Below are 26,592 nucleotides of genomic sequence, written 5' to 3'. Positions count from 1 at the left end.
ACTTTGATACTCTCGTGTAAATTATAATTTACTTTGTTTCATATCTGTTATGGCCGTATGCAGATCACGGTATGGACGGTAGTATGCTTATTTTCTATATCAAAGCGAACAGGCCAAGAACAAAAAGGCAAGGTTAATTGTTAACAGCTAATACAATAAAGCAGATAATGTTAAATGGTGATATTGTAGATATAAATCTTTAAACGTTAGTAATCCCTTACCTCATTAAAATAGTTATTAAAGTGCAAAGATGATGATTAGACATTCTTTTATCGTGTTTCTTGCGATTTTTCCAAAAATTTTGATGGCGCATCCATTTAAACATGAAGGTTTGGTGATGAGTGTATTTGATAGCCAATTCTCTAATGGTTCTGCTATCATCTTTTCTCCCCCTCATAATGGAGATAATCAGAATTTTATATACTCAAATGGAAATATAAAAGTTGCCACTCAGACAAATTATTGTCTCAGTATCAATAGAGATAATGACGATAGCAAAGCTATACTCTGGGAATGTAATGGTGAGGATAACCAAAAGTTTACAATAAGTCAAAACACCATCAGACCTTATGATAAGCCAGATGAATGCCTGACGGTGAGACAAGATAACGCTGTAACGTCTGAAGTTTGTGAGTCTTCATCTAATCAAACGTTTTATATTCCGAAGGTTTGCCTCTATAAAGATGTAAATTACAGAAATATTAGCGAGTGTTCAGATAATGACATATCCAATGTCAAAGAAAATGACACTTTATCTTCTATAAGCGTAGTCAATTCCACAGGGACTCTTTTCGAACATTTTAACTTTGAGGGGAATAAAATAAGTTTTCATGGCAACATTGGGTCATTATCAAGTTTAAATGACAAGGTGTCTAGTTTAAAAATATCCCCTTTACGTTCATTTTTAATAACATCTGATCCACAATTAGTATGTCAGGGCAATTGCAATAATATTTCTGCTGAGACCTCTAAAGGTAATATCAAAAAACAATATGAGATGTTTAATAGACATCATTCTGATGTCGACGCGGTGTTGATTAATGGTGATCTTACTGAATATGGTCATGGAAGTGAATGGAACGACTTTGAGAATATTATCAAAACATTGGAAATTCCTTATTATTTCGGATTAGGCAACCACGACATGTATAATAACTATAATGATTGTCATGAAAACAATTGTTTTATACGGAGTATAACAAAACTATTTCACCATATTAATGGTAGAGAAAATATAGCGAGCTTTGACGCACACTACTATTACGGGTATTTATTTCCTGATATTGTTGAGTCAATTAAAGGTTCTTTGTCATATTCTATTGATTTTGGGGATATTCTTGTTATTCAGCTCAATGATTTTGAATCGCGAAAAAATCCATTATCTTTAAACCAATACTCATCTGGTGGTTGGGGTAATGGGGCAATGCGTTATATAATTGAGAGATATCAGGATCCGGGGTACTCATGGCTTGAAAGTCAATTATATTCAGCTTACAAGAAAAAACAGATTGTGATCTTTAACCAGCATCGTGATGATGCAGATGCCGGCAATCTACAAAACCTCCTTGATAAATATAAGGTAAAACTACGATTTTCTGGTCATTATCACAATTCAGTTGGCGAGACTCGCAACGGTTTTATCCTTTCTGGTTCAAGCGCATTAGGTACCTACCTCAAAGCGGAAATCGACACAGTTAAACAAACTGCAAAAATATATAAGGGAGTAGATAATACAAATGAACCTGAACTAATAAGCACTGTTAATCTTGAGGATTCTCAAAGTATTACACCGCCGCAGGCACCTGCGCCATCCCCAATTTATGTACGTGTAAAGACATCCGGCGGATATGAGGCTTTTGTTTCTTTAATTTACAATACACAGGATGGTAAACAGGAGACGATCAATTCCGATAAACTACTTGCAGGTAATTCCTGGGAGTACTTTGTGCCTGCAGGCTCTACAATCGAATCTCTGGAAGTTAAAAATAATACAGGATTAGTCTGGGAGCCGCAGCGAAGAATATTCAAAGTAAACAATATAAGGAAAGATACTTGTTTTGCCACATGGGGGACTACATTGAATGCGGCATGGCAACAAGTTAGCTGTCGTTGAATAACTTCATCATTCAATGTTTTCTCTTGTCATCACAATTTATAATTATGGTTGTGGGGTCTATAAATATAGCCCCCAGTCTTTAATGGCTTATAATTTAACATAAGGACTTTTTTTGGCACTTTACTTTATTTTATTCTTTATTGGACTTATCACAGGTAGTTTTCTGAATGTCGTAATTTGGCGTTATCCAATCATGTGCAAACAGCAACTGGCAGAATTTCAGGGAGATATTGATAGCTTACAACCCAAAATTAGCCTTGCCCGACCTCGCTCACACTGCCCATATTGTCGTCAGACTCTGCGGGTTTACGATATTATTCCTTTATTCTCATGGTTGATACTAAAGGGATATTGCCGTAACTGCCATGAGAAAATTGGTTTGCGCTATCCGTTGACCGAATTATTAACCGCTTTCTCCTTTTTACTTGCGTGGTTTGTCTGGCCAGCCAATATCTGGAGTGTAGCGGTAATGATTTTATCTGCTTTGCTGATCGCTGCGAGTTTCATCGACATTGAGCATCAATGGTTACCCGACGTATTTACTCAGGGCATATTGTGGACAGGCCTGATTGTCGCATGGACACAGCAAAGTCCGTTGTCATTACATGAAGCAGTTACTGGCGTGCTTGCGGGATTCGCCTCCTTTTATTCCCTAAGATGGGGGGCTGGAATCGTTCTACGGAAAGAGTCGCTGGGTATGGGGGATGTATTATTGTTTGCCGGGTTAGGTGGTTGGGTAGGGGCATCATCATTGCCCTATGTGGCACTGATTGCTTCACTCAGTGGCTTAGTGTATGCCGTCATTATGAGAAACCAATCAGGCCTGTTGCCCTTTGGACCCTGTCTCAGTTTAGGCGGTTTAGCGACTCTCTATGTCCAGAGAATGTGTCAGTGACAACGTTCATCTCTTGACGGCAGTCTCGTTTCATAATGAATCAGTGAGTCTGAAAACATGTCAGTAAAAGAAGTATTACATAAAAGATTAACATACTTACTTTTTAGTGTCGTTTGCATTTTGTTAACAGGATGTTCAGGTCATAATCAAAATGCCAGTTCATTGGCTAAAGAATTGGCGCGGAATATTAGTCAGAGTCTGCCAGTTCAATCCGCTGGTTATACATTAGCGTTTGCCCGTAGTAGTGGGTCGACAGTAACAATGACCGTTATCAGCGAAGCAGGGACACAACCTATTTTAACGCCTGAAAAGTTTTTGTGGAATTTTCAACAACAAATGTGTGCTGATCCTTCAGTGGTAAATATGATTTCCAGGGGTATTCTTTATGAGATTATGATCAATGATATATCCTCAGGTTCTTCCTATCAGAGTAAGTTGAATCGTACAACCTGCAGAATATGATAATTATCATATCAAAGAGTTTGAGCCTGCACGAATGAAATATTGTAATATTATACGCAACTTTATTGAATATATTAATAAAATAATCAAAGCGCAGACTATGTATAACATTCCTATATGAACAGAATTTTTTTTCTGAATATTGTTCGCTATATGCTTTGGATACTTCTTTTTAGCCTTTATTTAAAGATGTCGCTATCACTTTGGCGTTATATCACTTTACCTACAGAATACACGAAGGTTTCCAATTCGGTTACCGAAAAAAAAAGGATGGATTCGGTAATGGTTAACACCGAATCTTTAAAGCTTATCCAACAGCAAAATTGGTTTGGTAAATATCAACCGACAACAGCATTCGTACATCAACCTCAATCTGCTTCTGTAACAAAAACCTCTCTCAATGTGAAGTTACGCGGTATCGCTTTGGGTGCCAGACCTGGTGCTGTTATTGAAGATGGGGATAAACAGCAGGTTCTTTTACTGGGTGAGTCGCTGACAAACAATAAAGCTGTTATTACAGGTATCTATCCAGATCATGTGATGATAAGCCATCAGGGAAAAATTGAGTGTCTACGTCTGGTCGATGAGAGTTACTCCACCGATCAAAGTAAAACTGAAAACGACGACGTCCATAAAGTACAAACTCTGCCTGTTACAGAGTCAACTTTTCCCCGTAAGACTAATGTGCTCCCAATGACCGTGCGTGAAATGTTGGCAAAAGATCCGCAGGAAGTTTTTAACTTTATTCAGTTTACTCCCGTGCGTAAAGCGGGCGTTGTTGGTTATACAGTTAAGCCGGGCGTTGACCGTGCTCTTTTTGATGCCAGCGGTTTCAAAGAGGGAGATATAGCGGTTGCTTTAAATCAGCAGGATTTAAAAACACCAGATGCCTTAAATAAACTGAGACAGCAAGTCTATTCCATGACATCCATGCAAATTACGATTTTAAGAAATGGGGCGTATGAAGATATTTCGATTAGCCTACACTAATAATATTTTTATTTAATCCCGGAGATTTATTCATCGTGTTTCTATGTGATATTACATCACTTGCCTGGCGTAAAAAAAAGAAAGTTGTTTGCAATTCAAGAATACATCTGCTGATGCTGGTAATGATATTGTTCAGTTCAGTGGTCTGTGCAAATGAAACAACCTTCACTGCTAATTTCAAAGATACGGATCTCAAATCGTTCGTTGAAACCATTGGAGCCAATCTTAATAAAACCATCGTGATGGGGCCTGGTGTTGAAGGGCGAGTGAGTATACGAACCATGACTCCACTGAATGAACACCAGTACTACCAACTCTTTCTTAACCTGCTTGAAGCTCAAGGATATGCCGTCGTTCCTATGGAAAACAATGTGCTGAAAGTCGTCAAATCCGTTGTCGCAAAAGGTGAACCACTGCCACTCATTGATGAAGGCGGTAGAGATTACAGCGGTGATGAAATGGTTACCAGAGTAGTACCTGTACATAATGTTTCTGTTCGTGAATTAGCCCCTGTTTTGCAACAAATGCTTGATAGTGCAGGTTCTGGCAACATCGTCAATTACGAACCATCTAATGTCATTATGCTGACCGGACGTGCATCGGTTGTGAAACGTTTGACTGCGGTGATTCAAAGAGTAGATCACGCGGGAAATCGAACCGAAGAGGTTATCCCCCTTACAAATGCATCAGCGTCTGAAATTGCCAGAGTGCTTGAAAGTCTGTACAGAAATAGTGGAGAGCACCAGTCTGCAGCATCTAAAACGCAGATTGTCGCTGATGAACGCACTAACAGCGTAGTGATTAGTGGCGATGTTGGCGCACGTGACAAAATGCGCAGACTGATACGCCGACTGGATTCAGAAATGGAGCGCAGCGGCAATAGTCAGGTGTTCTATCTCAAATATAGCAAAGCGGAAGATTTAGTTGATGTCCTGAAACAGGTCAGCGGCACGTTGACTGCCGCTAAAGAAGAAGCCGAAGGGACAACTACCAGTGAACGCGAGATTGTCTCTATTGCAGCCAGTAAACACAGCAATGCACTGATAGTCACTGCGCCGCAAGATATTATGCAGTCTTTACAGAAGGTTATTGAACAACTTGATGTTCGTCGTGCTCAGGTACATGTTGAGGCGTTAATTGTTGAAGTTGCTGAGGGAAGCAATATCAATTTTGGCGTCCAGTGGGCGTCGAAGGATGCGGGATTAATGCAATTTGCCAATGGGACACAAATTTCTATTGGTACGTTAGGGGCAGCAATTGCCCAAGCGAAGCCCCAGAAAGGATCAACCGTCATTAGTGAAAATGGTGCGACAACCATTAATCCTGATGTTGAAGGAGATCTTTCCACACTTTCCCAATTGCTTTCTGGTTTTAGCGGCACTGCGGTTGGCGTGGTAAAGGGTGACTGGATGGCACTCATGCAGGCAATAAAAAATGATTCCAGCACAAATGTACTCTCCACGCCAAGCATTACTACCCTGGATAACCAAGAAGCCTTCTTCATGGTGGGACAGGATGTTCCTGTATTAACAGGGTCCACTGTGGGGTCAGATAACAGCAATCCTTTCAATACAGTAGAAAGGAAAAAAGTGGGGATCATGCTGAAGGTGACACCACAGATCAACGAAGGTAATGCAGTCCAGATGCTCATTGAGCAGGAAGTTTCGAAAGTGGAAGGACAGACCAGTCTGGATGTTGTGTTTGGTGAGCGTAAACTAAAAACCACCGTTCTCGCCAATGATGGTGAATTAATAGTTCTTGGTGGATTAATTGACGAACAAGCGGGGGAGAGCGTGGCAAAAATTCCTCTTCTGGGCGATATCCCATTGATTGGTCATCTGTTTAAGTCCACCGCAGATAAAAAAGAAAAACGCAATCTGATGGTGTTTATTCGCCCGACAATTCTACGTGACGGTATGGCAGCAGACGGTGTTTCACAGCGTAAATATAATTATATGCGCGCTGAACAGATCTATCGGGATGAGGAAGGAATAAGTCTGATGCCGGAAACCACTCAGCCGATACTCCCTGCCCAGAATATGTCATTACCAGCAGAAGTACGCGCGTTTCAAAATGCCGGGAGGTCGGGTTAAAAGTGGCAGTGCCAGAGGAAACGGCCGCAGGTACCGTCCGATTACCCTATAGTTTTAGTCGTCGGTTTAACCTGATAGCCTGGTGTGAATCATCGCTGGAGATCTTGCATGTCTATCCACTGTCAGTTTCCGTCTTGCAGGAACTACAGCGTCGATTGAGCGTCCCATTCACACTAAGGACAATTGGTGAGGCAGAATTTGAACAGCGTCTTAATGCATTATGGCAGCGGGACTCTTCTGAGGCTCGCCAACTTATGGAAGATATCAGTTCTGCCGGGAATTTCTTTACCCTCGCAGAGGAACTACCTGAAACCGAAGATCTTCTGGAAAGTAACGACGATGCCCCCATCATCAAATTAATCAACGCAATGTTGGCAGAGGCAATTAAAGTGGGAGCCTCCGATATACATATTGAGACGTTTGAAAAGAGTCTGGTAATCCGTTTTCGTGTTGATGGAACGCTACATGAAATGTTGCGTCCCGAACGAAAATTGGCCTCATTGCTGGTATCGCGTATTAAAGTGATGGCTCGCCTGGATATTGCCGAAAAACGTATTCCACAGGATGGGCGAATCGCGTTGCTACTGGGCGGTCGGGCGATTGATGTACGTGTCTCCACAATGCCATCAGCCTGGGGAGAACGGGCGGTGCTTCGTCTGCTGGATAAAAGCCAGGCCTGCCTCTCTCTTGAGTATCTCGGACTGAACCACACTCTAACCGCGCAACTGCGGCAACTTTTACACCGCCCCCATGGCATATTTCTGGTCACTGGGCCAACAGGTTCCGGCAAAAGCACTACGCTCTATGCAGGTTTACAGGAGTTGAACAACCACACGCGCAACATCCTTACAGTTGAAGATCCTGTTGAGTATATGATTGAAGGAATAGGCCAGACGCAAGTTAATAACCGCGTTGGGATGACCTTCGCCCGTGGCCTGCGGGCGATTTTACGCCAGGACCCTGATGTCGTGATGGTTGGCGAAATTCGAGACACCGAAACGGCGGAAATTGCTGTTCAGGCTTCTCTAACAGGGCACCTGGTCCTTTCCACCCTACATACCAACACTGCCATTGGAGCCATAACCCGTCTGCAAGATATGGGGATTGAACCATTTTTACTTTCATCCAGTTTGATAGGAATGATGGCGCAACGTCTGGTTCGCACCCTATGTCCAGATTGCCGTCAGGCTGTTCAGGCTAACGATGAAGAAAAACGTCTTATGGGGCTTACCGAGGCACGTGATGTCATCCTGTACCACCCGGTGGGGTGTTCTGCATGTAATCACAAAGGATACAGAGGGCGAACAGCTATTCATGAATTAATTCTTGTTGACGCAACGCTACGTAATTTGATTCATCGTAAGGCAGGTGAAAGGGAGATGGAGCGTTATATTCGGCAGTACTCCGCCGGGATCCGGACAAATGGTATCGAAAAAGTCCTTTCTGGTGAAACGACGCTCAGGGAAGTTCTACGCGTTACTCAGGAGGAGCAGTAATGGCACTATTCTACTATCAGGCACTACAGCATAATGGTCACAAAGCGAAAGGTCTGATTGAAGCGGACTCTGCACGTCAAGCACGCCAGTTGTTACGAGGAAAAGGTCTGATTCCTGTACGTGTTGAAGTACGATTGCATGATTTTACTGGCAAGAACTTACGTGGGATGTTACAGCACCAGTGGCATTCACGCCGACGTGTTGCATCTGCCGAACTTGCCCTTTTCACACGCCAGCTTGCAACATTAGTTCAGTCCGCAATGCCGCTGGAAACCTGCTTATAGGCGGTCAGTGAGCAAAGTGAAAAACTGCACGTGAAAAGCCTGGGAATGGCATTGCGCAGCCGGATTCAGGAAGGTTATACCCTGTCGGACAGCCTGCGCGAACATCCCCGCGTCTTTGATTCTCTGTTTTGTTCGATGGTGGCTGCCGGAGAAAAATCCGGGCATCTCGGCGTGGTGCTCAATCGACTGGCGGATTACACGGAACAGCGCCAGCGCCTGAAATCCCGCTTACAACAGGCAATGCTCTACCCGATAGTACTGCTGGTTGTCGCTATTAGTGTGGTTTCTATTTTGCTGACGGCAGTGGTCCCCAAAATTATTGAGCAGTTTGATTATCTGGGACACGATTTACCTGCTTCTACCCGAATGCTTATCTCTCTGAGCAATGCGTTACTGTCAGGTGGCCTTTACTGGCTGGCCGGATTTCTGCTTCTGTCTTTTTTCATCCAGCGGTTATTAAAAAAAGCCAACTTTCGCCTGTGCTGGGATAAGACACTTTTACGCCTGCCGGTGGCAGGGCGGGTCGCAAAGGGGCTTTACACTGCTCGTTTCTCTCGTACGTTGAGTATTCTCACGGCCAGTAATGTCCCACTGCTGGAAGGGGTACAAACTGCAGCTGCTGTGTCGGTTAATTGCTATGTCGAACAACAATTGCTGAAAGCCGCAAGCCGCATACGTGAAGGCAGCAGTCTACGTGCCGCGCTTGCGGAACAAGGTCTGTTCCCACCAATGATGCTATATATGATTGCATCAGGAGAACAAAGCGGCCAACTGGAAAAAATGCTTGATCAGGCTGCAATAAACCAGGAACGAGAATTTGACTCCCTGGTGGGGATAGCGTTAGGGCTGTTTGAACCGGCCCTGGTGATGTTGATGGCCGGTGTAGTGCTATTTATCGTTGTCGCAGTCCTTGAGCCTATGCTGCAGCTTAACAATATGATTGGAATATAATTTACGGAGCTATCAAATGTATTCATTTCCTCGCCATCATAAACACCGGGCTGGATTTACCTTGTTAGAGGTGATGGTAGTCATTGTTATTCTGGGTATTTTGGCCAGTCTGGTCGTGCTGGCGAACCGTGCCCTTAAAAGCAGACAACACCTTGATAAAAGCAGTGGATATTGACGTTAGTCGCCAGAAAGACTTTTCCAGTGTAGTTAATTCTGGACGCGCATGGTTTAGCGCAGATGAAGGAGCACTACCTTGAAGATTGTTCGCTCTGGTTTTACGTTAGCTGAAGTGCTGATTGCTATTGCTATTTTTGCCTCACTGGTCTTAATGGCGCAGCAGGTAGCTAACGGCCTCTCAAATGTCAACGTCGTTGTCACCGAACATGATCATAAACTAAAAGCACTTCAACAAACGATGAGTTTTATGAGTCATGATTTGACACAAATTGTGCCACGCCAGATGAGAAGGGAAAACGGTCAGTGGGAATCGTCATTTCTGGCTGGCGAAGGTGTACTGGCCTCAGAAAGCTGGGGAATACGCTTTGTCCGCAGTGGGATAATCAATCCGGGAATGCAGCTACCACGTAGTAATTTACTCACTGTCGGGTATCGTATCCGCAGCGGTTATCTCGAACGCTTATCCTGGCCATTGATTAATGTAAACCCTGTCGTACAAAAATTGATTAAGGCCGATACATTCAGCCTGTTTTTTTATGATGGCTCAGTCTGGCAGACGAGTTGGCAGTCATCACAGGAGTTACCCTTTGCTATGCGAATAATACTGCATACGCAAAAATGGGGCATGATAGAACGCGTTTGGTTACTTCATGGGCCACAAATTAAATAACGATATAATGATACGAACACCGCCAAAACGAGGTATTGCACTTGTCGTAGTGCTGGTGTTACTGGCAACAATGATGCTGATGGTTACCAGCCTCTCGACCATGATGTGGCAGCAACAGGAAAGAGCACATATTCAGCAAGATTATCAGCAGGCAATGAGTTACAGCGCCAGTGTTGAAAGCCTGGCGCTGAGTATATTAAGTCGGAGTCTGAAAAAAGAAACGCGTGTACATTTGGGGCAGGAATGGGCCTCAGGCTCTCGTCTTTTTCATTTACCGCAGGGGAAAGTGGTCATTACCCTGCAAGATGCTCAGGCCTGCTTTAATCTGAATATTTTCTCTAGGTCGGCAACAACTTCACACTTCCTTGCTGTTCAACAACTCATCGCTCTGCTTTTACGTCTGGAAGTTCCAATCAACCGAGCTGAAAAGATTGCTGAAAACCTGCGGGAGTTTATTGGTACAGATACTCGGCAGGGGCGAGAGGACAGAGAATACGGGGCTCAAACAGAGCCTTTCTATACGGCAAATCAGCCACTGGCGGACATCAGTGAGATGCGAATTGTTAAGGGAATGGATGCAGATATTTATCGCAAAATGAAACCGCTGGTCTGTGTACTGCCGATGAACATGCAGCAGATCAATATCAATACATTAGATATCTCACAAGGTATCCTTTTGGAAGCATTATTCGATCCGTGGTTAACATCCGTTCAAGCCAGCGTATTACTACAACAACGTCCCGCAGAAGGATGGAAAGATGTCGATCAGTTTCTTTCTAATCCGATACTAACTCGTGTCGATGAGTATACAAAAAGAAAAGTAAAAGACGTACTGGTCGTACAGAGTAATTACTTTTGGTTGCGCTCAGATATTACTGTGAATGAGACAGAACTGACAATGAATTCTTTGATTACCCGCCAGGGACCTCAATATTTCTCGGTTCAGCGACATCATACAGGGGACAGTGAGTGAGAGCTATTCTGAAGTTTTTTTTCCCCTTTTCTGCCTCCGGGGTAATACGCTGGCAACGCCATGCACAAGAAGTGGAACAAGGTATTTGGCCCACAACTCCCGACGAATTGCTTATACAGTGGTGCCAAACAGATATAATTCAACTCTATATTCCCGGTGAATGGCTCAGCGTCTGGCAAGTTGAAATACAAGACGTCCCTCACAACCAGGTGCAGAATATTATCCCGGCATTACTGGAAGAAAATCTGAGTGAAGATATTGATGAATTGCACTTTGCAATTTTGAGGACTGTAAAACAACAGGCAATAGTTGCAGTAATACATCAGCAACATATGAAATATATTGTTGACTGGTTGCAATGTTATGATATTAACCATGCAACTGCCGTTCCGGACTGGATGTCCATTCCTTGTGGGAATATGATTTTCCATGCTGACCGAGTGATCGCTAGAATCGATATATGCCAGGGATGGAGTGGTGCCCCAGATCTGATAGCTGACATATTACGCGCGCAGATTAGTGCTCAAAACCATCCACTCCAGCTAACAGTGATCGGGAAATCGGCTCAAGAGGTAGCAGCCAGGATTGGTACTGATAGTGAAAAACTGAAAATTACCAGCGAACTCTCTCTCTGTGAGCACGGTCAACCTGAAGGGAATTTGCTGACCGGACCATGGCAACCCCGGGTCAGTTATCAAAAACAGTGGATACGTTGGCGGGCAGTAGTTTTACCTGTATTCCTGATTCTGGTTAGTTTATTAGCAGATCGTGTGGTGACGTTATGGAGCATTAATGAGCAGGTAATACAAAGCCGTATACGTGTTGAGAAACAATTTTTATCGGTTTTTCCGGAGCAAAAGCGAATCGTTAATTTGCGCTCACAGATTATAACAGCGATCAATAATTCTCGGTCTCGAGCAACTGATAAGACGTTTCTCGAACATCTGTCGGTTATTGCTAATGCTCTTAAATCTGCCTCGCTCTCAAAGTTAGAAATCCGTAGTTTCACTTATGATCAAAAACATCAGACACTGCATTTCAGGTTAAGTGCTCCAGACTTCTCCAGCTTCGACAAACTGCGAGATGCGCTTGCTGTAGATTTTTTTGTGCAACAGGACGCGTTAATAAATGAGGACAATTATGTGTCAGGAGCAGTAACGTTACGGAGAAAATAACGTGTTACGTCATGAATTCATTCAATTTTTTAATCACTACCGTGATCGGTGGTCAAATGCAGTAGAAAATTGGGTTACTCAATACTATGTTGGTCGTTCGCTAAGAGAAAAAGGACTGTTGATCGGTGCGTTGTTAATCATGTTTTGCGCAGGATATTATTCGCTATTATGGCAGCCATTGAATATACGTATAGAGCAACAAGAGAGGGAATTGCAACAATTAAACACTCTGCTCAAAAACCTTCAAACAGCAACGCCTGATATTATCAGCGCCAGACAAAAACGAGCAACCTTTGACAATTTGTCAATTTCGCAGATTTCACAGATTATCAACACTACTTCTTCGATTCATTCTATTGTCATCAGACAAATAAAACAAAATGGGGCTAATATTCAGGTAGCGATTGAGCCCGTCATTTTTGATGATTTGCTGAAATGGCTTAGTTTGCTGAGTAAAAAATACTCACTAGAAGTTATACAAATTGATGTTATCTCTATTGAACAAAAGGGGATGATTAAAGTTGAGAATCTTGTATTAGCTCCATATTGATTGGAGCCTGCTTAAAATAGAGTAGGTAATATGGTAACCAGCAGGCGGACAACCATTGATTTTCCTATGTAGGCTATGATCTTAAAATCAGTACAGTGTTAAATGTCTTTCTGAAGACTTCGGATTAATTCGGCCGGAGTCATGTCATTTAATGCTGAAGTTTCAAAGCATCACAAACGCAGGAGCGAACGTCGTTCCTTCAACTCCCGTAATAACTGAAGGGTAAGGGAGATTGAAATGTGCATACTGAAGACCTCCAGATATGCTATTTCAAAACAGAAATGCCCGAGGCAAAACGATTGATAGTGCCTGTCGGGTAATGGGGAGGGAGCATGTACATCAGAGCTATGAGGTCGGTACGATGGTCAGGGGCATTCTGATATCTCTCATTTAACATAATATACATTATGCGAACTAAGGCATCATTCAGCGAGTATTTGACCGGGCTTTGCTTCAGCTCTTCATGGATGACGCCACCGGTCGTCTGATGCACCTGCGATTCTGTGATTCAGAAAATGCGTTCGACTACATGATGGCCACCCAGCAATACATTGATAATAAACGTTACCGTGAGCTGGAACCTGCCGGTCTGGTCAGCCAGCGCAGGGGAAAGCCCGGCAACCATCAGTTAAACACTGCCATCAGAGACCAGACCCTGCAGTTTATTCGCACACGTGGTCGGGGGATGAATCCGTCTGCAATCTGGCGGATTCTGACCACAGAATACGGTGTCCGGATTTCAAAAGAGACCGTGCGGAAAATGATGATTACAACCGGCGCTTTGCGAAATCGCCTCGGCATGACTTTGATGTTCACCGGCCACTTGAAACTGATGATCTAGCCGCATCTTTCACATGGCGGGAACTGCGACGTGTTTCAAAATCTTTAACGGTGCAGTACTTTATCTGATTGAAGATAATGAGATGAGTTAAGCCGCAGGGCTATCGGGAAATATATCGAGGTCTGGCATTACCCGGAAGGTCGTAAAGAACTCTGCCTTAACGGTGAAGCTCTTCCCTACTCCACCTATGATCGGCTCCAGGAAATCGACCAGGGGGCTATCGTGGAAAACAAACGACTCGGACGTACCCTTGAATTTATCAAACTGTTTCAGGATAAACGCGATAATAACCGTTCACAGGCACTCCCTGCCGGTGATGGCCCAGAAAACCAGGCGAAAAGAAATCGCAACGTTCACTGAATGGTGACGATATGCTTGATGCGTTGAAGACGTTACAGTCCCGTTCTGAAGAAATTTTCGGTACAAGGAAATGACGAAGCTCTGAAGGCAGACATAATCCCACCCTTCACAGAACTGAATTGCCAGAGACATTAATGTCCGCTTTGAGCGAGGAGCGGTCATTAGCCCCTCAGCCGTATGCCTTAAAGAACGTACGCCAGAAATAAAAGGATTGCGCTACTGCGCATTCCTACTTTGACGGGATGTGACCCATGTCATCGCCACCGCTCCCAGAAGTAACAAACCACTTAAACCAAAAGCACTTCTCCATCCCAGACTGTCGAATACCAGACCTCCAGCCGTTGAACCAAGTGCAATAGATAGCTGAATCACCGCAACCATGAGGCCTCCCCCCGTCTCTGCATCTTCGGGTAACGCACGTGCTATCCATGTCCACCACCCCGTTGGCGCAGCCGTTGCAAGTAGCCCCCACAGGCTGAGTAAAACGGCAACAGCCCAGATGTGGTGTCCGACCAGCAGTAACGCACCGGTAATCGCTGCCATAAGCAACGGGATCATGATTAATGTCTTATAAAATATGGTGTTCAGGAATGTTGAGACGAGCATTGTGCCGACAAAACCTGCTACACCTATTGCGAGCAAAATCAGAGAAAGATCAGAAGCTCCCACTCTGGTGACGCTTTCCAGAAAGGGGCGCACGTAGGTAAATAAAGCAAACTGTCCCATAAAGAAGAGCCCACAGGCCAGCAGTCCCGTTGGTACGATGGCGACATTGAACAGACGAAGCACAGACCCCTGTGGTTTATGTGTTTTATCGCTTTCCATCGAAGGCAGGCTGATCCATTGCCAGATGAACGCAGCTATCGCAAGGGGGACCAGACATAAAAAGGTGCCACGCCAACCGATGGTTGTCCCCAGATAGCTACCAAGCGGCGCAGCCACAACGGTGGCCAGCGCGTTGCCGCCGTTAAAAATTGCCAGTGCGCGGGGAACCTGGTGCTGCGGCACGAGCCGAATGGCGGTTGCAGCCGACATTGACCAGAATCCTCCGATGACGACGCCAATCAGAGCCCTCCCCAGCATATAAACCGGATAGTTAGGCGCTATGGTGATAACTATTCCCGATATGGCCATTAAGACCGTCAGCCCCAGCAGAAGATATTTTCGATTCAGGTCTCCGACAATACGGGAGATAGTCAGACTGGTAAGCACCGCCAGCGCGCCAGACACAGCAATTCCTTGCCCTGCCAGCCCTTCGGTAACGTGTAAATCATGGGCAATGAGCGTAAGCAGGCTGACTGGCATAAACTCAGAAGCGATCAGCACAAACACGCAAAGCGTCATGGCAAATACGCCGCTCCAGTATGCATGCGTTTTTTCGTATGATTGTTTTAGACTTATAGTGAACATTATTAGCATCCCTTAATATCGAACCAGCCAGATTCAGGCGCAGTCGGGTCAGAAGTTATTCAGGGAATAACGACATAATAGTTGGGTGAGAATAGAGGGCGATGTGGCATATTCTGCATCACACTAGGCAGTTAAAAGCCACCCGTTTACGACAGGTGGCCTGGTAAACCTTTCGGGTTATCTTAAGTTTGCCTTGAAAAATTGCTCAAATTTGGCAAATGGGATCTTACCCGCAACGTTGTCATACAGATCAACATGGTTTGCCCCGGGAACAATCACTAACTCTTTCTCTTTGCTGCCGATCGCGTTAAAGGCATCTTCAGCAAAATAGCGTGAATGGGCTTTTTCGCCGGTCACGATGAGTGTAGGGATAGTAACTTCATTAGCGTAACTTAGCAGCGGCATATTCATAAATGACAGCGGCATGGTTGCATTCCAGGCACCGGTTGAGTTGACCGAACGCGCATGGAAACCACGCGGCATGCGGTAATAATCAAAGAACTCTTTCAATACCGGATTAGGATTCGTGGGCAGAGTTTCCGGTAAAATACGATCGGAAGCGGTGACGTTGCCCTTCTCATCAACGTAAATGTCATGCCCGCCTGGCGCGAAAGCGCCATTTTCCGCATCCTTCCAGCGCTGCATGTTCAGATACTGCAATACGGCACGACGATCGGCAGTGGTATAGCGGTCTTTGCCATCGCCCACGCCATGACCCATTGCACGGCTCATGTCATACATCACGCTGCTCGCCACCGCCTTGACACGCGTGTCCATCGCAGCGTCGTTTAAAGCCATGCCGCCCCATCCGCAGATACCGAGCAACCCGATACGGTTGCGATCCACCTCTTTTTGCAGGCCTAAGAAATCAACCGCCGCGCTGAAATCCTCGGTGTTGATATCCGGAGATGCGACGTTTCGCGGGTAGCCGCCGCTTTCACCCGTGTATGAAGGGTCGAAAGCCAGAGTGACAAATCCCTGTTCAGCCAGCGTCTGCGCATACAGGCCGCTGGATTGCTCTTTCACCGCCCCGAAGGGGCCACTAACAGCAATAGCGGCCAGCTTGCGATCTCCACGATCCTTCGGTATGTAGAGATCCCCGACTAAGGTGATCCCGTACCGGTTCGGAAAGGTCACCTTACGGTGATCAACTTTCGTGCTCTCAGCAAAAGTTTTATCCCATTTCTCAACCAGCGAAACGGGCGCGTTCGGATTGGTTGTATCAGCGTAACTCATATTTGTGACTCCACTTAATGATGCGCATAACAGCATGGCGGGTATCGCAGCTGTCAATTTTTGGGTGAAAGCAGTCATCAAAATCCCCTTCATAAAATGTGCCAGATACTGGTTTCATACGGCCAACGCTGCCGTGCTTTGTTGCAACGCGCATATTATAGTTAGCACTAATAGTGCTGATTAGAGGGTAAATAATGCTAAGATTAATACCATATTGTTCTGAATTGTGATGCAGCAGCAGAGGAAGAATGATGGCGAAAAGGGAAAACTATAACGATCTCTATCTGTTTATGCAGGTCGTGCGAGAAGGGAGTTTTACCGCCGCCGCACAGAGGCTTGGTCTGGCGCAGTCAGGAATTAGCCGTGCAGTGCGCGAGCTGGAAGAACGACTGGGCGTGCAGCTTCTGGTACGCACCACGCGCAAGCTATCGCTCACCCATGCTGGCGAGTTGCTCTATAAAAACGTCGAATCTGGATTTGACGCCTTAGATATGGGGCTTGCCACGCTGGCCCATTATCGCCATACACCATCGGGTACGGTCCGTATTAATGCCAGCCAGCACGCCATTGACAAAGTACTGCTGCCGAAGCTGGCGGTGTTTAAACAACGCTACCCGGATATTCGGCTGGAGCTCATCAGTGAAAGCCGGTTTGTCGATATTATTACTGAACGCTTCGATGCCGGTATACGTCTGGGCTCGGAAGTGGATAGCGGTATGGTCGCGGTGCGTATTTCGCCCGATATGGAGATGGCCGTTGTCGGCACACCCGAGCACTTTCGTCGCTACGGATTTCCGCAAACCCCCACCGATTTAGTGGGTCATCCCTGCATCGCTTACCAGTTCGGCGACGGCAGCCTGTATGCCTGGGAACTCAATCAGGACGGTAAAAAGATCACCCATCAGCCTCAGGGACAATGGGCCTTTGCTGACAGTTATATGGAAGCCAAAGCCGCGAGGCTAGGTCTGGGACTGGCTTATGTTCCGGAGGAATTGGTGTCTGATGATATAGAACAGGGGGCGCTGATCAGAGTTTTGCAATGCTACAGCCAACGCCTGGAAGGTTCATATATCTATTATCCGCACAGAAATGTGTCACCCGCTCTACGAGCGGTTATCGATACATTGAGAATTTAAGGGATGAAGATGAGATGATTCGAAGGCCTGGGTAATAGTTGGAAAACAACGTCCGTTCCTGGCACACAGCGGACATTTCAGCTTTACCCTGCCCCGGACATCTGAACTTAGCTTTGACATAGATTGTAGAGGCTAAATTGAGATGTCCATTTCTGGCAAATATAGCCATGCCCGCGCTACAGTCTCACCACTGCTTTCAAAGGATGAGACTCATAACTGCATTCGGAACTGAGTTTTTCTCAATGACCGATGTTAATCAACTCAGGCTCTTACAGGACGTGTTTGGTTCCACGCAGGCTTCGCGCCCCCAAAATTCAGTAGCCAAGGATCGACGTGCTTGTACTGGTGAGCTCATTCAGCAACATTGTGCGTCCATCAGTTGAATTCACAGCGAAAAGCAACCCTGGCAACTTTAGAGAGACTGGGATATTTTTACTTAACTCTTCTGACAAAGGTTATGGCAATGGTCTTAATCAGGACTCCTGAATTAAAAGATATACCATCTCTACAAAAGCTCTTTCTGCAATTGGGTTATCAGACAGATGTAGAACGCTTAGAAAATCATATTAACCAGAAGCATACCAGTCTTAGTATTTTGGTTGCTGAAGCAGAAAAGGAACTCTGCGGGGTTATTGTGATGAATTTTATCACCCCTGTACATGAAAACGGTTTGTGGGCATTAATTTCAGCTCTGGTCATAGATGAATCGTCGCGAGGAACAGGTATCGGAAAGAAGCTTCTCATTGCCTCTGAGCAAATCGCACTGGATAAGGGATGTTCTCAAATTGAGCTTTCAAGCAGTGAACGTAGAATCAGAGCACACAAGTTTTATGAAAGCTACGGTTATCAGGAAGTGAGGAAGCGTTTTGTTAAGCTTCTCGCAGACATGCCCATTGTTAAATAACTCTCCAGCGAGGTTTGCATGTCGGATTCGAGTACGAGCGCAAGCTGATTATTATAACCACTTCGTAAGTTGTGCCACCTGGTGTATATCATCTGACTTGATGTACACCAGGTATTCTACAGTAGTAAATCCAGTGTTTTCAGGGTCAAGCCCCCTTCCCCATGATTGTATTTCTTTTCAATTTAATTGCATTCCTCAGTTCGAGGTTGAATTTAGCCTCGTCAATAAGTTTGTCCTTAAGTTCCTGTGCAATTCGCTTTAATTCCGTAAACGCAAGCGGCTTTTGCCCATGTAAGAATTGAACACCAGAACGTTCATAATACTTATCAATATGTTTTAACCTGTATTTTGCTAACTTTCTTATTTCACCTATAGAGCCCTGTTGTCCATTGTCTATTAGTCGGTTGATTGTATACTCAACAAACTCTTTTTTATCTTTTCCGAAATAACTCAAGACCAATGGAAGTAAAAAGCTTTGCATACAGATATCATATGAGAAAACCATAGAAAAATCGGCACCTAAAAGATCACAAGCTCCATCGAAATCATTATATAAAAAGATATAACGGTAAAAATCTTTAAACCTGCTAATTATACTTGCGTCAGTAACTTTGTTTGCGCCAATATAGCAGCCATAAGGGCTTCCTTTTGCAAACTCTATATTTTCTGTTGATTTGAAACTGTCACAGCCAGCGACAATGGCCAGTAGATTATTCATTGTATGCTTGTTTATCATTAAAAATAAATCATTCATATCCCCCCAGGAGATATATTTTTTAATTCCAGGGAGAAACATTCCTTCCTCGGGTGAACCATGACACTCAAAATGCACTATAGGAATTAACCCTTTTTTTATGACTCCTTTTTCCAGCTCTTTAAAGAAAGGATTCAGCATGGGGATATTATGTATCTTAACAAAAACAATAGGAATTGGCACTTTCAGACTTGATATGGATTTAAATAGTTTTGAGGCGGTATTACTTTTAAGCGTTATATCATCTGGTTTATTATTGATTTTGATGTCACTCGGGGAATCAAGATCCTCATCACCTAAAACATCAATGATGTATAAAATGTTGAATGCAAATTTTCTCGTCATGTTTTATATCTCTATATCCGATAGAGTTAGTGTCCAAAATGCCATGATTGCACAAAAAACTCCTTCAAATCTGGCTCCTGCCCTAAGGATATCAAAAAAAATCCTCTGTGGAATTATTTACTTCATGGATATTTGGCTGGCAGATATTAAAATTAGATATTGAATATTCTGTATGTTAATAGATTCATATAAAATCAACAAAAAGCTTAATATATGGATTTTATTTGTTTTAAAGTGGTTGTAATTAAAATTTACGCCAGGCTACATTTGAGTTAATCACGTAGGCCACGTACAAAGCGCGTGTTCAATGGATTGATGACGTGAGGCGAATCCATCAGTTTTATCTACACTTGGGATAATGCGCTGACGGGAGTAAAAAAATGGCTGACTGGAATCCCTCTTTATATCTGCACTTCAACGCCGAACGGTCACGACCGGCAGTAGAACTGCTTGCCAGAGTCCCTCTGGAAAACGCCTGGGAAATAGCCGATCTTGGCTGTGGCCCAGGCAATAGCACCGCCCTGCTACATCAACGCTGGCCAACGGCTAAAATTACCGGCATTGATTCGTCTCCGGCGATGATTGCCGAAGCGCGCGCAATTTTACCAGAATGTCAGTTTGTGGAAGCAGACATCCGCAATTGGCAACCTAACCATGCACTCGATCTGATTTTCGCCAATGCCTCGCTGCAATGGCTGCCCGAACACTATGAACTGTTTCCGCATCTGGTATCGTTACTCAATCCGCATGGCGTGCTGGCGGTGCAAATGCCGGACAACTGGCTGGAGCCGACGCATGTGTTAATGCGCGAAGTCGCCTGGGAGCAGCATTATCCGGATCGTGGACGCGAACCGCTGGCAGGCGTTCATGCTTACTACGATATTCTGAGCGAAGCCGGATGTGAGGTTGATATCTGGCGCACCACCTACTATCACCAGATGCCGTCGCACCAGGCGATTATTGACTGGGTGACAGCCACCGGATTACGCCCATGGTTGCAGGATCTGACGGAGAGTGAGCAGCAGCATTTTCTTACGCGCTACCATCAGATGCTGGAAGAACAGTATCCACTGCAGGAGAACGGGCAGATACTGTTGGCATTTCCGCGTCTGTTTATTGTTGCCCGGCGCACGGAGTAATTATTACGTCAGCTGGTAATGGCGATCGGGAAGAATCTTCGGCGGAATTTCTGTTTCGTCGTTCATCTGTAACAGGTCAATTTCAATAGCGTTGCAGATGGCATCCAACGGTAAATCATTGTTTTCAGTACCGAACGGATCTTCCAGCTCTTCCGCCAGACAATCCAGCGAAATAAAGGTGTAGGAAATTAGCACTGAGATAAAAGGCGTCATGTAATGCAGATCCACCACAAGGGCAAACGGTAGCATAATGCAAAAAAGATAAACGGTGCGATGCAAAATCAGGGTGTAAGCAAAGGGAATTGGTGTATATGCAATACGCTCGCACCCTGCCAGTACCGCAGAAATATCATTAAGACGATCGTTCAGACTAATAAACAGAATGTCAGAAAGTAGCCCGTTTCGCCGCTGAACGGCCAACCACTCACCCATTATCAATAAAATACGGTTAGCTGGAGAGTTGGAAGCCAGTACTCGCTGAAGATCTCCAGTATTAAGATAATGTGCCAGCACTCCCGCCTGTGGCTGTTTGCGTAATGTCATGCGTAAACAGTGGGCGAAGGCGATTTGCAGCCGGGCAAACTCCCTTACACTTGCCGAATCCGGCAATGTCGTTTTTACCTCGCGCAGTAACGACCGTGAGGCAATCATCAACTGCCCCCAAAGTTTGCGCGCTTCAACGTAACGGGCGTACCCAGCATTATTACGAAAACCAAGAAAAATGGCGATGGCGACACCGAGAATGCTGAACGGTGCGAGGGTGAATTTGATGCCCAAATGCGTGTACCAGGGCAGCATGAAAATAACAGCGATAGAAAAGAGAAAATTGAGTAGTAAGCGCGAGGATATCTTGGATAATACTGAACCGTGCCAGACAAAAATACGGCGCAGCCAGTGTTGTTGTGGACGAACAATCATGATTATCTTCAGGCGTGGAAAAGTCGCCCTATTAAACGTGATTCCGATCACATTCTCAAGACACTACTTACAAATTACCTACAAGCTTACAACATTAACAGGTGCTGCATGTGGCACCTGTTAATGATAAAGGCACATAGGATGTTGTAACTAATATAGTCAAATAAGAAACCCGGTCGAAACCGGGTTCAGAGTATTAGCACAACGGACGTACAGCTTCGCGCATTCCTTTTTCGAGAATCGCATCCAGGTCATTAGCAACCTGCTCGACCAGACCAGGCACTTGCGTCAAGTCCTGCTCCCAGTGGTCTTTTTCTGCCAACACAATAGCAACCAGTTCCTGGGTGCCGATAACACGGTCATGATGCTGGCTCCAGAGTTGCTGATAACGTTCCAGCCAGTGGGCATCGTCCTGTACCGGATATGTTTCTCCGTTACGCTCACCGCGATAAAACGCAATCAATGCCGCTAATGCGAAAGTAAGGCGCGCCGGAAGTGTGTCGTTTGCCTTCTGCCCTGCCAGCAGCTGCGGCAGGATACGGGTGCGGAACTTGGTCATACCGTTAAGCGCGATAGACAGAAGCTGATGCTTGATGTACGGGTTACGGAAACGCCCGGTAACGGCGCTGGCGAAAGATTCCAGTTCATCGCGTGGCAGATCCAACACCGGAATAATCTCTTCGTAAATCGCTTTTTCAACGAATGCGCAAATTTCAGCATCGTTCATCGCTTCGCCGACGGTATCCAGCCCTGCCTGGAACGCCACCGGCACCAGCGCGGTGTGTGCGCCATTAAGGATTGCTACTTTGCGCTCTTTATACGGTTTAATATCGTCAACAATCAGCACGTTAAGCGGATATTTATCCAGACGCAGTTCAGTCGCTAAGGATTTCGGTCCCTGAATCACAAACAGGTAAAAGTGTTCAGCGGTGTCGAGGAAACCATCGTGATAGCCGAGTTCAGCTTCCAGTTTAGCCACTTCATCACGCGGATAACCGGTAACGATGCGGTCCACCAGCGTAGAACAGAAACTGTTAGCCTGATCCAGCCATTGAATAAATGCTTCGGGCAGTACCCATTCTTGTGCGTAGCGCAGCACAAGTTCACGCAACGCGTCGCCGTTGTAGTCGATCAGCTCACACGGAATGATGATCCAACCTTTATCCAGCGCGCCGTTGAAATGGCTGAAACGTTCGAACAGCAGACGCGTCAGTTTTGCCGGATAGCTTACTGCTGGCGCATCATCAAATTTGTCGCCCGCATGATAGCTAATACCCGCTTCTGTGGTGTTGGAAAAGACGAAGCGCATTTCCGGATTATGTGCAAGTTTCAGGAATTCATCGTAGTCACCGTAGACGCTGATTTCACGGTTTACAGAACGAATCAGACGCGCATCGCTGACCGCTTCTCCCTTCTCATTCAGGCCACGAATAATGGTGGTATACAGACCATCCTGCGTGCTCAGTGACGGCGGGAATGAAGTTTCAATCGGACGAACAACGACCACGCCAGAATTCAGGTCGGTGTGTTCATTCAGGAGATCAATTTGCCAGTCAACAAAGGCGCGCAGAAAGTTACCTTCACCAAACTGAATGATTCGTTCTGGATACTGTGCACCGGGAAAATCGCGACGATTTAGTGTTTTCACAATGGGTTCCCTTTTGATTAGTCATACAACCTGTTTGAATTGGTACGACAGATTAGCAAACTTTAATACATTGAACCCCTTGTTTTGATCAACTCGTAGCAGGTTTAAGATAAAAATGTGGCACAGATCATGGTTCCATCGAGGATTTTCCTCTTTCTCCAGTCGACAGAGTGGTAGAACACATTACGCTAAAACTGTGACAAAATAACAAAGCTGTCAGACAACTTCCTCACCATAACGCATGGTACTGGTGCGGTTACGCCCGTCTTTCTTCGACCGATAGAGACACGTATCAGCTTCGACCATCAATTTATTGAAGTCATCGGTTAGTGTGCGGTATGAAGCATCCCCACTACCGACGCCGATGCTAACCGTCAGATAAAGCGTCTTTTGTTGCCAGGTAAACGGTTGTAGTTCAACGCCTTTACGAATTTTCTCCGCCATCAGCAGACCATCAACGGGATTCATTGATGGCACGGCTACGGCAAACTCTTCGCCTCCCATTCTCGCCACCAGCCCCTTATCGCCGACAATTTTCTGAATATGCTGGGCAAACACGCTTAACACTTTATCGCCACACTCATGACCATAGTTATCGTTAATGCTTTTGAAATAGTCGATATCAAGCAACATGACGGTCAGATGTTGTGTCTGTTGCAGAGATGGACTTTTCAGCGCCTCATAAAGACCGGATCGTGAGTAAACCTGAGTCAGAAAATCAAAGTCGGCTCGCAGCGCAACTTGCTTCATTAGCGAATTAATCGCTGCCACGCTAAAGGAAACCATAATTGGGCAAATCGCCATCGTGGCAATGCCCAGACGCGCGGAAAACATCTGCGGAATAAAGAACGGCGAACCGACGGCGATATCAATTACCGAATTTGCTACCAGTACGATCTCCACTGCTCCGGTGATAAAAGTCAGCAGACACGTCACCTGTGGCGTATAGCGCACTGCACACCAGATTAATGCAGGCAGCGGGAACGCCAGACTCCCCGCTCCGCCAATGACGACCGAGGCAATAACCGACACAATAAGCGCAATGGCTGGCATCATCTGCTCTGCTTTAAAGCGCGGCAATACCCCAGGAATTGCCAGCGTCAGCATACAAGGCACAATCAACACGCCTGTTGAGAATTGTTCACTAAACCAGTCAGCAAGCAAAGGCCAGAAATCCAGGCTATCAATACTAACCGAACCAATCGCCCCGACGATGGCACATAATAAAGCGGCAATCAGACAATAATTAAATAACCGTAATGCGCTTACTGGCTCGTACTTATTTTTCCCCAGACGCTTATCCCGCATAACCAGTAGGGCGACAGTTACGATAAACATCATATTGGACAAATTGATAACCAGTGAAACCAGCCCCCATTCGGTGGTCATGGCATCATAAACCAGCATTGCCACGTAACAGATGGCATAGTAATGCAGACGATTAAGCCAGACGTAGCGGGCAAATACCCCTGCCATCACGCCATTCAGCGGCCAGAAAAGAGAAAGTTCGTGAACCAGGCGTAGCTCTGCACCTATAAAATAGAACAGCGTCGTTAGCGCAAAAATTGCAATGCTATTACGTAGTAGATGACCTTCCTGGAACAAACGGAAAGTGGATATGGGGTGTACATGCATTAATTATCTGTCCATACAATTGCGAGTGGCAATTATCTCAACGCAATAAGTAAATTCTCATAAAGGATAGCATGTTCGCTGACAGCGGCGACAAAGAAAGATATCAATCAGATGATCTTTTGGCTTTTACCACCATTCTTATGGCTGATTCATCTGAATAACCAGCCAGTGATAGATAACCGTCACGATATAACGTTGTTGTTCCTCACTTAATGAAACACCCTGCGGAATGTTATGCCACTTAGCCAGACAGCCACGGCAGCAGGTCGCGGTGGCGTGTTGAGCAATAAACACCGGATGCCCGCGCATGGGGGTTTGCTTCCCGTCGTTCGCCGGTAATGCCGGCGCAAGACGCTTAGCGACAAAATCTGCCGCATGTTGTTCAATAACCGGCGCGCCCTTCTCCAGACAATACTGACGCTCCTTGACGCCCAGACGAAAGCGAGAGCGAAATTTTGAACGGGCTAAACGCGCGAAGAGTGGATCAAGTGGCTGCATTAATAAACCGAGCGTCCTAACTGTTTCGTTAATTGTTCAAGTACTGCGATACCGGCAAGCGAGTTACCTGCATCATCCAGTTCCGGGCTCCATACCGCGATAGCCATTTCATGCGGGACGATCGCAACAATACCGCCGCCAACACCAGATTTCGCCGGAAGACCTACCCGCCAGGCAAACTCCCCCGCGTTCTGGTACATTCCGCTCGTTGCCATCAACGCGTTAATTTGCCGCGCCTGCATCGGCGTCACTACGGGCTCATCGATATGAATAGCCTTTCCCTGATTTGCCAGAAAAACAAACGTCCGCGCCAGCTCAACGCAGCTCATTTTCAGTGCACAGTAATGAAAGTAGTTTTGCAGAACGGTTGTCACATCATGATGGAAATTGCCAAACGACTTCATCAGCCAGGCAATAGCCGCATTTCGCGCGGAATGTTCAAACTCGGAGCGGGCAACCACCGTATCATAGGCAATATCAGACACGCCGCTTAAGCCACGCACGACTTCCAGCATACGTTGCCGTGGTGCGCTTAATCGCCCTTGCAACATATCGCAGACCACCAGCGCACCGGCATTAATAAACGGATTACGCGGAATGCCCTGCTCCATTTCCAGTTGCACTAAGGAATTGAACGGAGATCCCGACGGATCTTTGCCGACGCGTTGCCAGATTTCTTCTTCGGAGTAATGACGCATAGCAACAACGAGACTGAGTACTTTGGAAATAGACTGAATAGAAAATCGTTCTTGCGCGTCTCCGGCCTGGAAAAGCTGCCCATCAACGGTACAGATAGCAATCCCCAGACGGGAACCATCGACGGTTGCCAGTGCCGGAATATAATCAGCGACTTTACCCTGACCAATTAGCGGACGTACTTGCCGCAAGATATTTTCTAAAATTGCATTATCCATGGCGACTGCCACTCTCTGCTCC

The 26,592-nt window shown here is 45.5% G+C and carries 23 protein-coding genes and 2 pseudogenes; 17 read left to right on the top strand and 8 right to left on the bottom strand.

All coding sequences use genetic code 11. From position 1 onward, the window contains the following. Positions 1 to 250: 250 nt before the first annotated feature. From A7098_RS05590 to A7098_RS23845, 14 genes and pseudogenes are all read left to right on the top strand, one after another. On the top strand, positions 251 to 2,113 hold the full coding sequence (locus tag A7098_RS05590) for a metallophosphoesterase (protein WP_301005538.1): 1,863 nt from the start codon (positions 251 to 253) through the stop codon (positions 2,111 to 2,113). Between the two features lie 115 nt (positions 2,114 to 2,228). Beyond that, complete coding sequence (locus A7098_RS05585; RefSeq protein WP_301005537.1) at positions 2,229 to 3,011, top strand: A24 family peptidase; 783 nt, start codon at positions 2,229 to 2,231, stop codon at positions 3,009 to 3,011. A 57-nt stretch (positions 3,012 to 3,068) separates the two neighbouring features. Beyond that, complete coding sequence (gene gspS2 / locus A7098_RS05580; RefSeq protein ID WP_085460725.1) at positions 3,069 to 3,473, top strand: type II secretion system pilot lipoprotein GspS-beta; 405 nt, start codon at positions 3,069 to 3,071, stop codon at positions 3,471 to 3,473. A 117-nt stretch (positions 3,474 to 3,590) separates the two neighbouring features. Continuing rightward, positions 3,591 to 4,463: a type II secretion system protein GspC gene (gene gspC / locus A7098_RS05575; RefSeq protein ID WP_286140439.1), complete on the top strand. Its 873-nt coding sequence runs from the start codon at positions 3,591 to 3,593 to the stop codon at positions 4,461 to 4,463. 35 nt (positions 4,464 to 4,498) lie between these two features. Further along, positions 4,499 to 6,556, top strand: a complete 2,058-nt coding sequence (gene gspD / locus A7098_RS05570) for a type II secretion system secretin GspD (protein WP_105280473.1) — start codon at positions 4,499 to 4,501, stop codon at positions 6,554 to 6,556. A gap of 2 nt (positions 6,557 to 6,558) precedes the next feature. Beyond that, positions 6,559 to 8,052, top strand: coding sequence for a type II secretion system ATPase GspE (gene gspE, locus A7098_RS05565; RefSeq protein ID WP_024212691.1), 1,494 nt, complete (start codon positions 6,559 to 6,561; stop codon positions 8,050 to 8,052). Continuing rightward, positions 8,052 to 9,287: pseudogene (gspF, locus tag A7098_RS05560) on the top strand (type II secretion system inner membrane protein GspF). Before gspE ends, gspF begins: the two are co-directional and overlap by 1 nt. Before the next feature lie 16 nt (positions 9,288 to 9,303). Further along, positions 9,304 to 9,405 (top strand): annotated as a pseudogene (locus A7098_RS24150) (type II secretion system protein); the annotation flags it as partial. A 135-nt stretch (positions 9,406 to 9,540) separates the two neighbouring features. Then, positions 9,541 to 10,134 carry a type II secretion system minor pseudopilin GspJ gene (gene gspJ / locus A7098_RS05550; protein WP_000706930.1) on the top strand — a complete coding sequence of 198 codons (594 nt, stop codon included), beginning with the start codon at positions 9,541 to 9,543 and terminating at the stop codon, positions 10,132 to 10,134. Positions 10,135 to 10,141: 7 nt separating this feature from the next. Beyond that, entirely contained in the window at positions 10,142 to 11,107 is a 966-nt protein-coding gene (gene gspK / locus A7098_RS05545) for a type II secretion system minor pseudopilin GspK (RefSeq protein ID WP_105280479.1), read from the top strand. Further along, positions 11,104 to 12,282 carry a type II secretion system protein GspL gene (gene gspL / locus A7098_RS05540; RefSeq protein ID WP_105280472.1) on the top strand — a complete coding sequence of 393 codons (1,179 nt, stop codon included), beginning with the start codon at positions 11,104 to 11,106 and terminating at the stop codon, positions 12,280 to 12,282. The genes gspK and gspL overlap by 4 nt, the downstream gene beginning before the upstream one ends. A 1-nt stretch (position 12,283) precedes the next feature. After that, entirely contained in the window at positions 12,284 to 12,832 is a 549-nt protein-coding gene (gene gspM / locus A7098_RS05535; RefSeq protein WP_000943885.1) for a type II secretion system protein GspM, read from the top strand. Between the two features lie 463 nt (positions 12,833 to 13,295). After that, positions 13,296 to 13,673 carry a helix-turn-helix domain-containing protein gene (locus A7098_RS05530; protein ID WP_176251453.1) on the top strand — a complete coding sequence of 126 codons (378 nt, stop codon included), beginning with the start codon at positions 13,296 to 13,298 and terminating at the stop codon, positions 13,671 to 13,673. A gap of 222 nt (positions 13,674 to 13,895) precedes the next feature. After that, complete coding sequence (locus A7098_RS23845) at positions 13,896 to 14,033, top strand: hypothetical protein (RefSeq protein ID WP_157943559.1); 138 nt, start codon at positions 13,896 to 13,898, stop codon at positions 14,031 to 14,033. Between the two features lie 216 nt (positions 14,034 to 14,249). Here the strand turns inward: A7098_RS23845 and A7098_RS05520 are convergent, their stop codons facing one another. Together A7098_RS05520 and A7098_RS05515 are read right to left on the bottom strand one after the other, a co-directional pair. Further along, entirely contained in the window at positions 14,250 to 15,443 is a 1,194-nt protein-coding gene (locus tag A7098_RS05520; RefSeq protein ID WP_105280470.1) for an MFS transporter, read from the bottom strand. 177 nt (positions 15,444 to 15,620) lie between these two features. After that, positions 15,621 to 16,757, bottom strand: coding sequence for an alpha/beta hydrolase (locus A7098_RS05515; protein ID WP_010350796.1), 1,137 nt, complete (start codon positions 16,755 to 16,757; stop codon positions 15,621 to 15,623). 173 nt (positions 16,758 to 16,930) lie between these two features. On the opposite strand from A7098_RS05515, the gene A7098_RS05510 reads away from it, so the two are divergent. Together A7098_RS05510 and A7098_RS05505 are read left to right on the top strand one after the other, a co-directional pair. Beyond that, positions 16,931 to 17,815, top strand: coding sequence for a LysR family transcriptional regulator (locus A7098_RS05510; RefSeq protein ID WP_001119030.1), 885 nt, complete (start codon positions 16,931 to 16,933; stop codon positions 17,813 to 17,815). A gap of 463 nt (positions 17,816 to 18,278) precedes the next feature. After that, complete coding sequence (locus A7098_RS05505; RefSeq protein WP_105280469.1) at positions 18,279 to 18,719, top strand: GNAT family N-acetyltransferase; 441 nt, start codon at positions 18,279 to 18,281, stop codon at positions 18,717 to 18,719. A gap of 145 nt (positions 18,720 to 18,864) precedes the next feature. Here the strand turns inward: A7098_RS05505 and A7098_RS05500 are convergent, their stop codons facing one another. Continuing rightward, positions 18,865 to 19,818 (bottom strand): hypothetical protein, encoded by a 954-nt coding sequence (locus A7098_RS05500; protein ID WP_105280468.1) that lies wholly within the window; start codon positions 19,816 to 19,818, stop codon positions 18,865 to 18,867. A 380-nt stretch (positions 19,819 to 20,198) separates the two neighbouring features. Here A7098_RS05500 and tam point away from each other — a divergent pair, with 380 nt between their 5' ends. Beyond that, on the top strand, positions 20,199 to 20,957 hold the full coding sequence (gene tam, locus A7098_RS05495) for a trans-aconitate 2-methyltransferase (protein WP_105280467.1): 759 nt from the start codon (positions 20,199 to 20,201) through the stop codon (positions 20,955 to 20,957). Positions 20,958 to 20,960: 3 nt separating this feature from the next. Here tam and A7098_RS05490 read toward each other — a convergent pair whose 3' ends face one another. The 5 genes from A7098_RS05490 to glsB all read right to left on the bottom strand — a co-directional run bounded on the left by A7098_RS05490 (position 20,961) and on the right by glsB (position 26,582). Next, positions 20,961 to 21,875, bottom strand: coding sequence for a bestrophin family protein (locus A7098_RS05490; RefSeq protein ID WP_105280466.1), 915 nt, complete (start codon positions 21,873 to 21,875; stop codon positions 20,961 to 20,963). A 196-nt stretch (positions 21,876 to 22,071) separates the two neighbouring features. Next, positions 22,072 to 23,523, bottom strand: a complete 1,452-nt coding sequence (gene uxaB, locus A7098_RS05480; protein ID WP_105280464.1) for a tagaturonate reductase — start codon at positions 23,521 to 23,523, stop codon at positions 22,072 to 22,074. A gap of 216 nt (positions 23,524 to 23,739) precedes the next feature. Next, complete coding sequence (locus A7098_RS05475) at positions 23,740 to 25,158, bottom strand: diguanylate cyclase (RefSeq protein ID WP_000558026.1); 1,419 nt, start codon at positions 25,156 to 25,158, stop codon at positions 23,740 to 23,742. Positions 25,159 to 25,296: 138 nt separating this feature from the next. Continuing rightward, the gene (locus A7098_RS05465; protein ID WP_105280463.1) at positions 25,297 to 25,656 is read right to left on the bottom strand and encodes a DUF4186 domain-containing protein; all 360 of its coding nucleotides are present in this window, start codon (positions 25,654 to 25,656) and stop codon (positions 25,297 to 25,299) included. Further along, positions 25,656 to 26,582: a glutaminase B gene (gene glsB / locus A7098_RS05460; protein WP_000257398.1), complete on the bottom strand. Its 927-nt coding sequence runs from the start codon at positions 26,580 to 26,582 to the stop codon at positions 25,656 to 25,658. The genes A7098_RS05465 and glsB overlap by 1 nt, the downstream gene beginning before the upstream one ends. Positions 26,583 to 26,592: the final 10 nt, after the last annotated feature.

This window comes from Escherichia sp. MOD1-EC7011 (assembly GCF_002965005.1).
Lineage (GTDB): Bacteria > Pseudomonadota > Gammaproteobacteria > Enterobacterales > Enterobacteriaceae > Escherichia > Escherichia ruysiae.
Note: the sequence above shows the minus strand (reverse complement) of the source record. Positions and strands in the feature narration are given on the sequence as shown.